This window comes from Pseudomonas sp. LBUM920, from assembly GCF_003852315.1.
Taxonomy (GTDB): Bacteria; Pseudomonadota; Gammaproteobacteria; order Pseudomonadales; family Pseudomonadaceae; genus Aquipseudomonas.
Window position 1 is genome coordinate 4,360,729 of the sequence record NZ_CP027762.1, and the last position, 14,840, is coordinate 4,375,568.

Here is a 14,840-nt window from a genome sequence, read left to right on the forward strand (position 1 = left end):
ATCCAAAAATTAACGAAGGCGCAGCATGCGCTCGACTTTTGCCACGTCAGACGGATGCAGCAAGCTGCTACCGCGCAGTTGACGCTTACGCTTGGTCGACATTTTGGTCAGGATGTGGCTCTTGAAAGCGTGCTTGTGCTTGATACCGTTAGCAGTTTTCAGAAACCGCTTAGCAGCACCACTTTTAGTCTTCATCTTTGGCATGTTCGGATACTCCGCATTCAGTTGATAAACATAATCAGAAGGCCTGCCGTGCCCTGTTGATTACTTCTTCTTTTTCGGGGCGATGACCATAATCAGCTGGCGTCCTTCCATCTTAGGATGCTGCTCGACGGAACCGTACTCCAGCAGGTCAGCTTCAACCCGCTTGAGGAGTTCCATCCCCAGCTCCTGGTGGGCCATCTCACGGCCGCGGAATCGCAAGGATACCTTGGCCCTGTCCCCATCACTCAGGAAACGTACCAGGTTGCGCAGTTTTACCTGGTAATCCCCTTCCTCCGTCCCTGGACGAAACTTGATTTCTTTTACTTGAATCTGCTTCTGGTTCTTCTTCGCTGCGGCAACCTGCTTCTTCTTCTCGAAGATCGACTTGCCGTAGTCCATCACCCGGCAAACGGGTGGGATTGCATCGGCGGAGATTTCCACCAGGTCCAATTTGGACTCTTCAGCAATACGAAGCGCTTCATCAATCGAGACGATGCCAATCTGCTCGCCGTCAGCGCCAATTAACCGAACCTCGCGTGCCGAGATATTCTCGTTGATCGGGGCTTTCGGTGCAGCTCGTTTATCTTGTCTCATTTCACGCTTAATAATAATTACTCCGAATCTGGGCGACCACGCCGGGAAACCGCTTGCGCGAGGAACTCAGCGAACTGGGCGACGGGCATCGAGCCCAGGTCAGCACCTTCACGAGTACGCACAGCGACAGTCTGCATCTCGACTTCCCGATCTCCGATAACCAAAAGATAGGGAACCTTGAGCAAAGTATGCTCGCGGATTTTAAAGCCGATCTTTTCATTTCTCAAGTCGGACTTGGCACGAAATCCGCTTTCGTTGAGAGTTTTTTCAACTTCAGCTGCAAAATCTGCCTGTTTATCAGTGATATTCATGATCACCGCCTGAGTCGGAGCCAGCCACGCAGGGAACGCACCCTCGTAGTGCTCGATCAGGATTCCGACAAACCGTTCGAACGAGCCAAGGATCGCTCGGTGCAACATAACCGGGTGTTTGCGGCTGTTGTCTTCGGAGACGTATTCGGCTCCCAAACGGATCGGCAGGTTAAAATCGAGCTGCAAAGTACCACATTGCCAGACACGACCAAGACAATCTTTCAGCGAGAACTCGATTTTCGGACCGTAGAAGGCGCCCTCACCCGGCTGCAGATCGTACGCAAGGCCCGCGCTGTCTAGGGCGGCGGCCAGTGCAGCTTCGGCGCGATCCCACAGCTCGTCGGAGCCGACGCGTTTTTCCGGACGAGTGGACAACTTCATTTCGACTTCGGTGAAGCCGAAATCGCGATAAACGTCCATGGTCAGCTTGATGAACGCGGCGGATTCAGCCTGCATCTGCTCTTCGGTGCAGAAGATGTGGGCGTCGTCCTGAGTGAAACCGCGCACGCGCATAATGCCGTGCAGTGCACCCGACGGCTCGTTACGGTGGCAGGCACCAAACTCGGCCAGACGCATCGGCAACTCGCGGTAGCTCTTCAAGCCCTGGTTGAACACCTGCACGTGGCATGGGCAGTTCATCGGCTTGATGGCGTAGTCGCGGTTTTCCGACTGAGTGGTGAACATGTTGTCGGCGTAGTTGGCCCAGTGCCCGGACTTTTCCCACAGGCTGCGGTCAACGACCTGCGGAGTCTTGATCTCCAGGTAGCCGTTTTCGCGCTGAACCTTGCGCATGTACTGCTCAAGCACTTGATACAGGGTCCAGCCGTTCGGGTGCCAGAACACCATCCCAGGCGCTTCTTCCTGGAGGTGGAACAGGTTCAGGCGCTTGCCGATCTTGCGATGGTCACGTTTTTCGGCTTCTTCAATGCGCTGGATGTAGGCCGCCAGCTGCTTTTTGTCAGCCCAGGCAGTGCCGTAGATGCGCTGCAGTTGCTCGTTCTTCGCGTCGCCGCGCCAGTAGGCGCCGGACAGCTTGGTCAGCTTGAACGACTTGAGGAAGCGCGTATTCGGCACGTGCGGGCCACGGCACATGTCGACGTATTCTTCGTGGTAGTACAGGCCCATCGCCTGCTCGTCCGGCATGTCTTCCACCAGACGCAGCTTGTAGTCTTCACCACGCGCGGTGAACACATCGATCACTTCGGCGCGCGGCGTGACCTTCTTGATTACGTCGTAGTCTTTTTCGATCAGCGCATGCATGCGCGTCTCGATAGCGGCCAGGTCGTCCGGCGTGAAGGGACGCTCGTAGGCGATATCGTAATAGAAGCCTTCATCGATGACCGGACCGATCACCATTTTTGCGGTGGGGTACAGCTGTTTGACCGCATGGCCAATCAGGTGCGCGCAAGAGTGGCGAATGATCTCCAGCCCCTCTTGATCCTTGGGCGTGATGATTTGCAGGCTGGCGTCGCTGGTGATCAGGTCGCTGGCGTCAACCAGCTTGCCGTCGACTTTGCCGGCTACGGTGGCCTTGGCCAGGCCTGCACCGATGGACGCGGCGACTTCGGCTACAGATACCGAATGATCGAATGAACGTTGACTGCCGTCGGGAAGAGTAATAGTTGGCATGGCGCCTCCTCTCCTAGTGGTGACCCCTACCAAAGGTCACGTGGGTTGGGATGAGCCAGTACAAGATCCAACACCAGGCCGTTCAATGATGAACGCCTGCCTTACAGCGGCAGGAGCCTTTCGGCCAACCGATAATCGAACCAGAGTGACTGGAGTGAGCTAAAAAGAACATGGCAAGGCGGCAATTTGGCACGCCTGTAAATAGCCAGGCCGAGGATGCTAGCACAGATGAACGGTCATAGCGCTGGCGCCGACTTTCTGAAAAGACAAATTCCAGGCTTTATAGGTGCAAAAGTGAACTTGAGCTGTACGCCATGCCTCAAACACACCGAGAATCGCTGTTCGTCCTCGACCCAAAGGAGCATCCACATGATGCGTTTCACCTCGACCCTCGCTCTCGCTGCTTCCCTGGCCTTCCTGTCGCTTGGCGCCCAGGCAGCCGCCCCATCGAACTGGCCAACCGGCGCTCGCGACAACTTCATCAAAGATTGCAGTTCGGCAGCCCAGCAAAGCGTGGACGCCAAAACTGCCAAAGACCATTGCGAATGTGGCGCTGACAAGATCAACGCCGAATTGAGCACGGCTGAGATCAAGGAGCTCATGACCAACCAGAACGCAGATCCGGCGCTTAAGAACAAAGCTGTCGCGGCTATTTCGTCCTGCAAAGTCGTGAAGAAATAATCAGAACGATCACTGATCAGACGGCCGTCGCGCTGAAAAAACAGCCCGAAAATTGCCATTTCGCACAAATTACGCAGCTTTTACGGCTTTTTTTAACAGCTGATATTTCGCACCAAAGCCCCGTAGAACGGGGCTTTCAGCCAGCCCAGGCAGTAAATGCAACGCTATTCATTAGCAAACAATGCCTTGGGGGGGCTCCCAAGTCGAACATTTCGACTATGATAGCCAAGTGTGCCCAGTTGGCCTGAGCAGCACAGCACTACTGAAAATATATGTTTCTTGGAGATACACCATGTCTAATCGCCAAACCGGCACCGTTAAATGGTTCAACGATGAAAAAGGCTTCGGCTTCATCACTCCTCAAGGTGGCGGTGACGACCTGTTCGTACACTTCAAAGCTATCGAAAGCGACGGTTTCAAAAGCCTGAAAGAAGGCCAAACCGTTTCCTTCGTGGCTGAGAAAGGCCAAAAGGGTATGCAAGCTGCACAGGTTCGCGGCGAGTAATTCTCCGCTGAGCTAAAAAAACCCCGTCCATGTGACGGGGTTTTTTATGGGCGCTACAAAAGCCGCGAAGTTCTTAGCCGCAGTTGACTCGCGTGATCACCAGATTGTCATCGGTGTTCAGGTTCAGGCGGTCGGAACGGTATTCCAGGGTGATCATGTCATTAGGCTTGAGGATACGTGCGTTCTGCGCACCGGCACGTGTACGCGCCTGTTCCAGCAATTGGGGCGAGGCTTTCTGGCCGATCGCGAACTCGGCGGCCTTAGCCTCACAGCGGCTATGACCGGCATCGGCCACGGCGGCGTCTTTGGCTGGCTCAGAGGTACCCGGGGTGCTGCAACCCGCCAACGCGAATGCTGCCAACAAAGTACCGAATGATGCGAGCTTCCAAGGCATGAAGCCTCCTATGATAAAAATGGACAGAGATCGTGCGACAGCGATCCGGGGGATTGGTTTCAAGACGTGAATCGCCCGCGGGCAAGTCTGCCTGACTCAGGCCGAGCATTCGCTCGGTCAATCGTCACCAGATATGAATGTATTCAGTAGATGTCGATGTAGTCGAACGGCGGGTTCGGCCAATTCTGCTTGAGCGCGTTGAATATCTGCATGACCCAGACTTCATCACTGGCCGCCACGTTACCGACATAACCGGAGCCTTTGGCCCAGGTCTCAAGGCGAAACAGCAAGCCGGCTATATCAGTGCCGCCCACCACGCCTGACGAAATGTAGGCAATCCCGGCCTTGGTCACACGCAACTGGGTATGCTCGTCATCGCTGGCGCTGGCCAGCAACTGACGAACAGCTTCCAGCGTCAGGTTCTCGGGGTTGTTCAAATCGATCTGCACCTGGCGTTCCCCGGCAATTAAACAGAGGCACAGTGTCGCACAGCACATGCCTCATGCCTAAGTAGCAGTGCCAAACGCTGCCCAAAAATGGTTAACTGCGCCGGTAAGAGCCGCGTTTTAGCGCACTGCCCAGTACTTCCAACTCCGCGAGACCCCCATGACCACTGTTACCCTCCAAGCCGACATCAAAGCCAAGTGGCCCCAAGGACAAAGTTCCTACAGCCCCGGAAGCCCGGAGGAGTTGGCAATCATCGGAATCGACCTGCTGGTCAAGGAACTCGGCACTCGGGCTGCACAGGCCTTCATCGGTCAGGTATTCGAAAAATACCCGGCCGATCACATGGGCGCACACAACCCCGCGCGCGAATAAGAACCGGCCGGCGAACGCCGACCGGCATACACATTACTTCAGACGCGCCAGACGCTCGGTCAGCAGATCGAAGAAGCCCTGAGCATCGCCGTTCTCGACCCAAAAGGCATTTTTCGGCTGCTTCAGGCCGTCGTACCAATCGACGATGGTCTGGCCGAAGGTCGGGCCTTCACGGCTGTCCACCACCACATTGACTTCACGGCCGCTGAACAGCTCAGGTTTGAGCAGGTAGGCAATAACGGTAGCATCGTGAACCGGGCCGCCTGGAATGCCGTAGTGCTCCATATCGCCTTTGACGTATTCATTCAGAATGTCGCCGACAACCCTGCTCGCGTTGTTGTTGATATCGGCGATTTGCTTGAGGCGTGCCTCACTGGTCAACACCTTGTGGGTTACGTCCAGTGGCAGGTAAGTCAACTTGACGCCGCTTTTGAGCACGACCTCAGCCGCAATAGGGTCGGCAAACAGGTTGAATTCGGCCACCGGCGTGATATTGCCGCCATTGAAATGTGCACCGCCCATCACCACCACTTCCTTGATGCCTTGGGTGATTTCCGGAGCCTGGGTCAACGCCAGCGCCAGGTTGGTCTGTGGGCCGAGCATGGCGATGGTAATGCTGTGGGGCTTGGCGGTGCTCAGGGTCTTGATCAGGTAATCAACGGCATTGCCTTCGGCCAGGCCTTTTTTCGGCTCGTGCACGGTGACGCCCGAAATACCCTCTTTACCGTGAATATTCTCGGCGTAGATCGGTGTGCGCAGCATCGGTTTTGGCGCCCCTGCGTACACCGGGATATCCTCGCGCCCTGCCCATTCGCGGGCCAGGCGCGCATTGCGGGAGGTTTTGTCGAGGCGCACGTTACCGGCGACGGTGGTCAGCGCACGAATATTCAATTCCTGTGGAGAGGCCATTGCAAACAGCAAGGCCACTACATCATCAGCACCCGGGTCGGTATCGATGATCAGGTCGATTTTTTCCGCCGCGTGGGCGCTGGCTGCTGTGAGCGCGGACAAAAGCAGGACACTCCGAAACAGGTTTTTCAGGGATGGAAGACCACGTTGCATGAAACACTCCTTGTCGTAGGAAAACTCTAGAAGGTTACGCCGGAGACCAGCGCGATATTGCAATAAGGCTGGCACTCGCCGGTGCGCACGACGGCGCGAGCCTTGCGGCTCAGTTGCTTGAACTCTTCGTGGCTGACCAGGCGTCGCTCGCCCAGGGCTGCCTGCTCGGTCAGCGTGTTGAGCTCTGTGAGTGCAGGCGGTTGCTTGAGCAGGATTTCTTCGGCCAGCATGTGGCTTTCCACCTGCATCTCGCTGAGCACAATGCGCAGGGTGCTGATGAAGTCAGGAATACCTTGGGTCAGCGCCAGGTCGATCAGCTCGACACCCGGCGGCACGGGCAAGCCGGCATCGCCGATCACCAGGACGTCACCGTGACCGAGAGACGCAATCACACGCGACAGGGCAATATTGAGCAGCGGTGTCTTTTTCATGAGGGCACAAAACCTTGAACGTCATGCAGCTTGGGAATAGAGGGTTGCGCACCGGCGCGAGTCACAGACAGTGCTGCGGCCACCTGACCAAAGCGGATGGCCTCGGCTTCGCTCTTGCCATTGGCGAGCGCGGCGGCAAACCCACCGACAAAGGTGTCGCCCGCCGCCGTGGTGTCTACCGCCTTGACCTTGGGCGCCACCAGATGCTCAAAGCCGTGGCCATTGGCAAACAATGCGCCCTGGGCACCGAGGGTGATGATGACCTTGCCCGCGCCTGCCTTGATCAACTGCGTCGCAGCGACTTTGGCACTGTCAAGAGAGTCGACCACCACGCCGCTTAAGGCGGCGGCTTCACTTTCATTGGGAATCAGGTAATCAATCGAGGCGTACCATTCGGCCGGCAAAGGGCCGCTGGCGGGTGCCGGATTGAGGATCACCGTCTTGCCCAGTTCACGTCCGCGCTTGAGCGCCTGACCCACCGTGTCCATCGGCGATTCCAGCTGGCAGACGATGATGTCGGCGGCCTGCAACACTGCGTCAGCCTGTTGTAACGAGGCTGGTGTCAGCGCACCGTTGCCGCCGGCCACGATTACAATCGCGTTCTGACTACTGTCATCCACCACAATCAAGGCCACGCCGCTGGAACCGTCTACCGTGCTTACGGCCTGGCAATCAATGCCTTCCACCACCAGCGCATCACGCAATTGAGCGCCGTAGGCATCCGTGCCGACACAGCCAATCATCGCCACATCAGCGCCCAGACGCGCAGCAGCCACCGCCTGGTTGGCGCCCTTGCCGCCGGGGACGGTAGAGAACGTTTGGCCGATCAGGGTTTCACCGGCACGCGGCAACCGACTGGCGCGGGTGACCAAGTCCATGTTCAAGCTGCCTATTACCACTACTTTTGCTGGCATACATCAGTACTCATCAATTCGGTTCAGCGGTATTGGGCGAACACACCGGCGACCGGCGCCGTTGACTCACGCAAAACAATACTCGGCGTCACGATACGTTGATCGATCGGCAGTTGGGGGGTTGCAATTTTTAGCAGCAAAAGCTCGGCCGCCGTTTCGCCCAGCTGCACGATCGACTGCCCGACCGTGGTCAGCGCCGGGTAAACGTAACGGCCCATTTGAATGTCATCGAAACCAATCACCGACAAATCGCCGGGCACGCGAATATTGCGCTCTGCCGCAGCACGCAACACGCCAAAACCGATCATATCGTTACTGGCGAAGATCGCGCTCGGTGGATTGTCCGCCAGCAACTGCACGGCTGCGGCATACCCGCCGGTGCTGGTGAAGTCGCTCTCTTGAGTGCGATTGACCGCCACTTGCACACCCGCCTCACGCAGCGCCCGGTGATACCCCGCCAGACGCATTTGCGCCACGCGGGTGTGGCCGGGGCCGCCAATGCAGGCGATGTCGCGATGACCGAGTTCAAGCAAGTGCCGGGTCGCCAGGTAGGCGCCCTCCTCGTGGTCGATGCGCACCAGATCGACATCGATACCATCCAGCGCACGGTCGACGATCACCATAGGCGTGCGCACCGCGCTCAAGCCAGCGGCGAGGCCACTGTCGTCGCCTCCCACCGAGGTCACGATCAAGCCGTCGACGCGCTTTTCGAGCAACACGCGCAAGTAGCTGCGCTGTTTTTCAGCGTTGTCGTCGGAGTTACAGAGGATCACGCAATAACCATTACGCTCGCAGTAATCCTCGATCCCGCGGGCTAACTCGGCAAAATACGGGTTGAGGCTGTTCGGCACCAACAGGCCGATGGTGGCGGTGGTCTTGGCCTTAAGCGATCGCGCGACCGCACTGGGCACATAGTCGAGCTGCTTGATCGCCGCTTCGACCTTGATCCGCACAGGCTCACTCACCGGCCGCGTCTTGTTCACTACGTGTGACACAGTGGTGTAGGAAATACCCGCAAGCGCTGCCACATCCTTGATCGTTGCCATGGCTCAGCCTCGCCGACTGGCGCGCTGGCTGCGGTAAGTGTCGAGGACCACAGCAATCACGATCACCGCACCGGTGATGATGCGTTTGGTGGGCTCCGTAGCGCCGATCTGCGCAAGGCCAGCGGCCAGTACCGAAATGATCAACACACCGAAAAAGGTGCTGATAACCGAACCGCGTCCGCCCATCAAGCTGGTGCCGCCGATCACCACAGCGGCGATCACCTGCAGCTCCAGGCCGGAGCCGGCATTCGGGTCTGCCGCTTCCAGGCGCGAAATCTGGAACAGTGCCGCCACACCGGCCAACAGCCCCATCAGGCTGAACACCAGGATTTTGTAGGGCTTGGGATTGATCCCGGCCAGGCGCACGGCCTCTTCGTTGGTGCCGATGCCGATCAGGTAGCGACCAAATACCGTGCGCGTCAACACCAACTGAGCGGCAATGATCACCAGCAAGGCAATGATGAACGACGGCGAAATCCCGAAGGCAACCGGGTTCGACAGCCAGGCAAACGAATCACCGATATAGGCGGTACGCGAGCCGGTCATTTGGTACGCCACGCCACGCGCCATCTCCAGCACGCCGAGGGACACAATAAACGATGGGATTCGCCAGGCCACGGTGATCGAGCCGGTGATGGTGCCAGCCACTGCCGCACAGCCCATGCCCAGCAACGCTGCCGGCAGCACGCTCCAGCCCCAGCCGAGAATCGCCACGCTGACCGCCGACGCGGCCAATGCCAGCACCGAGCCAACCGACAGGTCGATGCCACCGATAATCAGGATGAAGGTCATGCCCACCGCCAGTACCATCAAGTCCGGTATCTGGTTGGCCAGGGTGCTGAAGGTGTCGTAGGACAGGAAGTGATCGCTCAACACTGAGAACAGCGCAATCATCGCCAGCAAGGCACCGGCCAGGCCCAGGTAAGTGCCCAGGCCGTAGAAGTTGCCGCCGGTTTTACCCGGGGAATGTGTGGTTTTCATGGGGTATCCCTAAGCACTGCGTCGTTGAGCAGCGCGTCACGTTTTTGATAGCCGGCAAAGGCGGCGGCGAGCAATTCGTCCTGGGTCCAGCTGTCGCGCTCGAAGGTTTCGATCAGGCGCCCGGCGGACAACACACCGATGCGGTCACAGATCAGCATCAGCTCCCGCAGGTCGCTGGACACCACCACCAGCGCTTTGCCCTGGCGCGTCAATTCGCCGAGCAAGGCATAAATGTCGAACTTGGCACCGACGTCGATGCCTCGGGTCGGCTCATCGAACAGCATCACCGCGCAATCGCGCTCCAGCCAACGGCCGATCACGACTTTCTGCTGGTTACCGCCCGACAGCTCGGACACCAACTGCGCCGGACTGGAGCTGCGGATGCGCATGGCGTCGATCTGGCGCCTGGCCAAGGCGGTTTCATCGCGGCTGTTCACCACGCCGCCGCCGGAAATTTCCGGCATGTTGCCCAAGGCAATGTTGGCGCTGATCGACTGGGTCAACAGCAGGCCTTCACCCTTGCGGTCTTCGGTGATCAGGGCAATGCCATGGCCGACCGCATCTACCGGGGAGCGAATGCTCACCACGTTGGCCGGCGATCCCAGAGCGACGGTGCCGCTGTCCGCCAGGTCCGCGCCGAAGATCAGGCGCAGCAGCTCAGTGCGGCCGGCGCCGATCAGGCCGGAGATGCCATAGATCTCACCGGCGCGCACTTCAAAAGACACATCACGCACCTTGTCCGAGCGGGTCAGCCCTTTCACGGTCAAGGCCGGGCCGCCGATAGTGCGCGGGCCCAGGTCAATTTTTTCACCCAGCTCGCGACCGACCATCAGGGTGACCAGTTGCTCACTGTTGTAGTTGGCCATCGGCTCGACGCAGACCAGTTTGCCGTCGCGCAATACCGCAATACGCTGGGCAACACGGGCCAGCTCTTCGAGCCGGTGTGAAATATAAATGATCGCCACGCCCCGAGCCTGCAGGCGGGTGATTTGTTCAAAGAGCATTTCGACTTCACGCGCGGTCAGCATCGCCGTGGGTTCATCGAGGATCAGTACGTGGCAGTCGCCGATCAGGTTGCGGGCGATTTCGACCATCTGTTGATGGCCAATGCCCAAGGTGCCAACCAGGGTATCCGGGTCGATCGCATCCAGGCCGACCTGAGCCATGGCTTCGATCGCGGCTTTGCGCAGCTGTTTGCGGCTGATCCATCCACACTTGCTGGGGAGGTTATCCAAGAACAGGTTTTCGGCCACGGTCAGTGTGGGCAGCAGGTTGAGCTCCTGCATGACCATGCGCACGCCCAGCTCTTCAGCCTGGGTGCGGCTGCCGGGACGGTAGTCCTGACCATTGAACTGCATGTGCCCGGTGGTCGGCGTGACCAGCCCGCCGATAATTTTCGACAGGGTACTTTTACCCGCGCCGTTCTCACCGGTCAGCGCTAGCACTTCCCCGCGGTTGAGCGTCAGGGTGATGTCGGACAGAACCGGTTGGGCATAGGTCTTGCCGATACCGCTGACCGAGAGGACAGCGTTCGGGGCGGAAGATGACATAGGAAAATCTCCAGGCGCCCACTCAGGACGAGCGGGCGCTGTTGGGTGCTGCCAGGATTACTTCTTGAGGACGAGTTCGACCGGGGTTTCGATCACGCCGTCTTTGGCATCGACTTTCTCACCCTTGACCAGCTTGAGCGCGTTCTGGATACCGAACACGGCTTGCTGGGCTGCAGCCTGGTCAGCGGTCGCGAGCACACGGCCATCTTGCAGCATTGGTTTGATGGCTTCGATGTTGTCGTAGCCTACGACCAGCACTTTGCCGGCTTTGCCCGCAGCGCGTACGGCAGAGACAGCGCCCAAGGCCATGTTGTCGTTACCCGCCAACAGTGCCTTGAGGTCCGGGTATTCGCTCAACATGGCGGAGGCGACTTTCTGACCCTGGTCGATTTCCCAGTTGCCCGACTGAGTGGAGACGATCTTCATGCCGGCAGCGTCCATCGCGTCCTTGTAGCCTGCGGTGCGCTGTTGCGCGTTGGTGGTGGTCGGGACACCTTCGATGATGCCGACCTTGTCACCCGCGGCCAGCTGCTTGGCAAGGTAGTCACCAACCAGCTTGGAGCCTTTACGGTTATCCGGGCCTACGAAAGGAATATCGAGGTTTTTGCTTTTCAATACCTCCGGATCAAGGCGGTTGTCGATGTTGACGACCTTGATGCCCGCATCGGAAGCTTTCTTCAACACGGTGACCAACGCCTTGGAGTCAGCCGGGGCGATTACGATGGCGTTGACTTTGGCGAGAATCATTTGGTTGACGATATCGATCTGTGCGCTGGTATCGGTTTCGTTCTTGATACCGTTGGTGATCATGTCGAAGTCGGCAGCATGGTCTTTCTGATAGGACTTGGCGCCATCCTGCATGGTGACGAAGAATTCATTGGCGAGGGATTTCATCACCAGGCCGACCTTGGGTTTGGTGGCGGCGTCGTCAGCAAAGGCAGAGGAAAGAGGTAGCGCAGCGGATGCAGCGGCAAGCACAGCGACAGCAAGAAGACGTCCAGCAAATGGCAGCTTCATGGGTTCACTCCGATCTTATGATTATTGTGAGCAACGCTTGCACGGCAGACCGTCTCGCAAACGTTTGCGTTAGCCAAACTATGAGAACCTTGTCGAGATTTGTCAACGGGTGAAAAACGCCTTTCATCCAAGCCCACTGCTACCTGCCATTACGCTATTGGATGGATGCGATTAAACATCGCCCTCGCCCGACCGTTCTCTAAAACGACAGCCTGTGACACTCATGTCATACGCAACCCGTCGATAAACCGTCATGGCTTTCGGACAACCGAACACGATACTGCCTTCCCGTTCGGAAAGCCGGACGAACGAGCTTTCACGTCATCTTAAATATCTATGAATACTGTTTTAAATCAATGCCTTAATTTATAAACACGAACACAATCAGCCTGGTACAAATCCTGCTCTTTCCTGTCACCTCGCGGCGTTCAGAACCGCCCGGGTGTTCTAGATGAACCTGCGACCGCACTCATCAAAAACCAGAGAGAAAAATAATGAAATCTGCACTGAAGTCTTTTGTTCCGGGCGCACTCGCCCTCCTGCTGCTGTTCCCCGTTGCCGCTCAGGCAAAGGAAGTTGAAACCAAGACCAAACTGTCCAATGTGGTGATTCTTGCCACCGGCGGCACTATTGCCGGCGCTGGCGCCAGCGCTGCCAACAGCGCCACTTATCAGGCGGCCAAGGTGGGCATCGAGCAATTGATCGCTGGTGTTCCTGAGCTTAGCCAGATTGCCAATGTGCGCGGCGAGCAAGTGATGCAAATTGCGTCCGAAAGCATCAACAATGAAAACCTGCTGCAACTGGGTCGCCGTGTTGCCGAACTGGCCGACAGCAAGGACGTCGACGGCATCGTGATTACGCACGGTACCGACACCCTCGAAGAAACCGCCTACTTCCTGAACCTGGTGGAAAAAACCGACAAGCCAATCGTGGTGGTCGGCTCGATGCGTCCAGGCACCGCCATGTCGGCGGACGGCATGCTCAACCTGTACAACGCCGTCGCCGTCGCCGGCAGCAAGGATGCACGCGGCAAGGGCGTGCTGGTCACCATGAACGACGAGATTCAGTCGGGTCGTGACGTCAGCAAGATGATCAATATCAAGACCGAAGCGTTCAAGAGCCCATGGGGCCCGTTGGGCATGGTGGTTGAAGGCAAATCCTACTGGTTCCGCCTGCCGGCCAAGCGCCACACCCTGGATTCTGAATTCGATATCAAGACCATCAAAAGCCTGCCGGACGTTGAAATCGCTTATGGCTACGGCAATGTGAGCGACACCGCCGTCAAGGCCCTGGCTCAGGCTGGCGCCAAAGCCATCATCCATGCCGGCACTGGCAATGGTTCGGTGTCTTCCAAGGTCGTCCCTGCCCTGCAGGAACTGCGCAAACAAGGCGTACAAATCATTCGCTCGTCCCACGTGAATGCTGGCGGTTTCGTGCTGCGTAACGCCGAACAGCCTGACGACAAGTACGACTGGGTGGTTGCCCATGACCTGAACCCGCAGAAAGCGCGGATCCTGGCGATGGTTGCGTTGACCAAGACCCAGGACAGCAAAGAGCTGCAACGGATGTTCTGGGAATATTGATATCTGGTAACACTGTGGAGGCGGGTTTACTCGCCTCCACTTTCCCTTGAGACTTCCCCGCTACAACTTCCCCGCGAATGCCCTGAGTTTTAAGCAGTTGCGAAATTCCTTATAGTTAAATACTGTATGCACATACAGCAAACTAAGGAATGCTCCGTGGCAAAGTCTTCTTCCGCAGCCCCAACTCCGCCTGATGCTTACGCACGCTTGGCCGTTCGCGTGCAAAAAATCATCAATTCGACCAATGCCCAGAAAGCCAAGGCAGCCTTGATCTTCCGTTTACCGGAAGAGCCGGAAGATGAATGGGCGCGCTTGCTGGAAGAAATTGCTGAGAACGACAACGTCACCCTCGCTTATCGGGACGACGGTGGCGTGCAGATTTTCTGGGTTGTGCCGAAGGAAGATTGATTCAATGAGTGTTCGCTTTACTGCTTTGTTTTGTCTGTTTTTTGCCATTACCGCCAACGCCCAGGCGCCTCGAACCTTCAGCGAGGCCAAGAAAGTCGCCTGGAAGCTCTATGCCCCACAATCCACAGAGTTTTACTGCGGCTGTAAATACACCGGCAACCGGGTGGATTTGAAAGCCTGCGGGTACATCCCACGCAAAAATGCCAACCGTGCCGCACGCATCGAATGGGAGCATATCGTTCCAGCCTGGCAGATCGGACATCAGCGCCAATGCTGGCAGAACGGTGGACGCAAGAACTGTACGCGCCGCGATGATGTGTTCAAGCGTGCAGAGGCCGACTTGCACAACCTGGTGCCGAGCATCGGGGAGGTCAATGGTGACCGCAATAACTTCAGTTTCGGTTGGCTGCCGGTGCAAACCGGACAGTACGGTTCCTGTTTGACCCAAGTGGACTTCAAGGCAAAAAAGGTCATGCCACGCCCGTCCATTCGCGGAATGATTGCCCGAACCTACTTTTACATGAGCAAACAATATGGCTTGCGCCTGTCGAAACAGGACCGCCAACTGTATGAAGCCTGGAACAAGACTTACCCGGTACAAACCTGGGAACGCCAGCGCAACCAGACCGTGGCCTGCGTGATGGGTCGGGGCAACGAATTTGTCGGCCCGGTTAACCTCAAAGCCTGTGGTTGAAGGCGGGAGAGGCTCCC

At 57.5% G+C, this 14,840-nt stretch carries 18 protein-coding genes; 6 read left to right on the top strand and 12 right to left on the bottom strand.

Going from position 1 to position 14,840, the window contains the following annotated elements; translation table 11 throughout:
* Nucleotides 1-9 precede the first annotated feature (9 nt).
* Genes rpmI through thrS form a run of 3 tightly spaced genes read right to left on the bottom strand, consistent with a single transcriptional unit; the run spans nt 10 to nt 2,738 of the window.
* The gene (gene rpmI, locus C4J83_RS20075; protein WP_002553160.1) at nt 10-204 is read right to left on the bottom strand and encodes a 50S ribosomal protein L35; all 195 of its coding nucleotides are present in this window, start codon (nt 202-204) and stop codon (nt 10-12) included.
* Nucleotides 205-264: 60 nt separating this feature from the next.
* Nucleotides 265-816 carry a translation initiation factor IF-3 gene (gene infC, locus C4J83_RS20080; RefSeq protein WP_015884933.1) on the bottom strand — a complete coding sequence of 184 codons (552 nt, stop codon included), beginning with the start codon at nt 814-816 and terminating at the stop codon, nt 265-267.
* Nucleotides 816-2,738 (bottom strand): threonine--tRNA ligase, encoded by a 1,923-nt coding sequence (thrS, locus tag C4J83_RS20085; protein WP_124418024.1) that lies wholly within the window; start codon nt 2,736-2,738, stop codon nt 816-818. The genes infC and thrS overlap by 1 nt, the downstream gene beginning before the upstream one ends.
* A 369-nt stretch (nt 2,739-3,107) precedes the next feature.
* On the opposite strand from thrS, the gene C4J83_RS20090 reads away from it, so the two are divergent.
* Entirely contained in the window at nt 3,108-3,419 is a 312-nt protein-coding gene (locus C4J83_RS20090; protein WP_106580537.1) for a hypothetical protein, read from the top strand.
* Between the two features lie 292 nt (nt 3,420-3,711).
* Nucleotides 3,712-3,924 (top strand): cold-shock protein, encoded by a 213-nt coding sequence (locus C4J83_RS20095; protein WP_003234260.1) that lies wholly within the window; start codon nt 3,712-3,714, stop codon nt 3,922-3,924.
* A gap of 73 nt (nt 3,925-3,997) precedes the next feature.
* Here the strand turns inward: C4J83_RS20095 and C4J83_RS20100 are convergent, their stop codons facing one another.
* Complete coding sequence (locus C4J83_RS20100; protein ID WP_106580536.1) at nt 3,998-4,318, bottom strand: I78 family peptidase inhibitor; 321 nt, start codon at nt 4,316-4,318, stop codon at nt 3,998-4,000.
* Nucleotides 4,319-4,461: 143 nt separating this feature from the next.
* Entirely contained in the window at nt 4,462-4,767 is a 306-nt protein-coding gene (locus C4J83_RS20105) for a hypothetical protein (RefSeq protein ID WP_106580535.1), read from the bottom strand.
* 157 nt (nt 4,768-4,924) lie between these two features.
* Between C4J83_RS20105 and C4J83_RS20110 the strand changes: the two genes are divergently transcribed.
* Entirely contained in the window at nt 4,925-5,137 is a 213-nt protein-coding gene (locus tag C4J83_RS20110; protein ID WP_124418025.1) for a hypothetical protein, read from the top strand.
* 33 nt (nt 5,138-5,170) lie between these two features.
* Here C4J83_RS20110 and C4J83_RS20115 read toward each other — a convergent pair whose 3' ends face one another.
* The 7 genes from C4J83_RS20115 to C4J83_RS20145 are packed head-to-tail and all read right to left on the bottom strand — an operon-like array spanning nt 5,171 to nt 12,138.
* The gene (locus C4J83_RS20115; RefSeq protein ID WP_124418026.1) at nt 5,171-6,199 is read right to left on the bottom strand and encodes a nucleoside hydrolase; all 1,029 of its coding nucleotides are present in this window, start codon (nt 6,197-6,199) and stop codon (nt 5,171-5,173) included.
* Nucleotides 6,200-6,225: 26 nt separating this feature from the next.
* Nucleotides 6,226-6,630, bottom strand: a complete 405-nt coding sequence (gene rbsD, locus C4J83_RS20120) for a D-ribose pyranase (protein WP_124418027.1) — start codon at nt 6,628-6,630, stop codon at nt 6,226-6,228.
* Nucleotides 6,627-7,544, bottom strand: a complete 918-nt coding sequence (rbsK, locus tag C4J83_RS20125; RefSeq protein ID WP_124418028.1) for a ribokinase — start codon at nt 7,542-7,544, stop codon at nt 6,627-6,629. Before rbsK ends, rbsD begins: the two co-directional genes overlap by 4 nt.
* Before the next feature lie 23 nt (nt 7,545-7,567).
* Entirely contained in the window at nt 7,568-8,590 is a 1,023-nt protein-coding gene (locus C4J83_RS20130; protein WP_124418029.1) for a LacI family DNA-binding transcriptional regulator, read from the bottom strand.
* A 3-nt stretch (nt 8,591-8,593) separates the two neighbouring features.
* Nucleotides 8,594-9,571, bottom strand: coding sequence for an ABC transporter permease (locus C4J83_RS20135; RefSeq protein WP_106580529.1), 978 nt, complete (start codon nt 9,569-9,571; stop codon nt 8,594-8,596).
* Entirely contained in the window at nt 9,568-11,121 is a 1,554-nt protein-coding gene (locus tag C4J83_RS20140; RefSeq protein ID WP_124418030.1) for a sugar ABC transporter ATP-binding protein, read from the bottom strand. Before C4J83_RS20140 ends, C4J83_RS20135 begins: the two co-directional genes overlap by 4 nt.
* Before the next feature lie 57 nt (nt 11,122-11,178).
* Entirely contained in the window at nt 11,179-12,138 is a 960-nt protein-coding gene (locus C4J83_RS20145; RefSeq protein WP_106580527.1) for a sugar ABC transporter substrate-binding protein, read from the bottom strand.
* 494 nt (nt 12,139-12,632) lie between these two features.
* Here C4J83_RS20145 and C4J83_RS20150 point away from each other — a divergent pair, with 494 nt between their 5' ends.
* From C4J83_RS20150 to C4J83_RS20160, 3 genes are all read left to right on the top strand, one after another.
* Complete coding sequence (locus C4J83_RS20150; protein ID WP_106580526.1) at nt 12,633-13,721, top strand: asparaginase; 1,089 nt, start codon at nt 12,633-12,635, stop codon at nt 13,719-13,721.
* A 156-nt stretch (nt 13,722-13,877) separates the two neighbouring features.
* Complete coding sequence (locus C4J83_RS20155; RefSeq protein WP_106580525.1) at nt 13,878-14,129, top strand: DUF1654 domain-containing protein; 252 nt, start codon at nt 13,878-13,880, stop codon at nt 14,127-14,129.
* Between the two features lie 4 nt (nt 14,130-14,133).
* On the top strand, nt 14,134-14,823 hold the full coding sequence (locus C4J83_RS20160; protein ID WP_124418031.1) for an endonuclease: 690 nt from the start codon (nt 14,134-14,136) through the stop codon (nt 14,821-14,823).
* Nucleotides 14,824-14,840 lie beyond the last annotated feature (17 nt).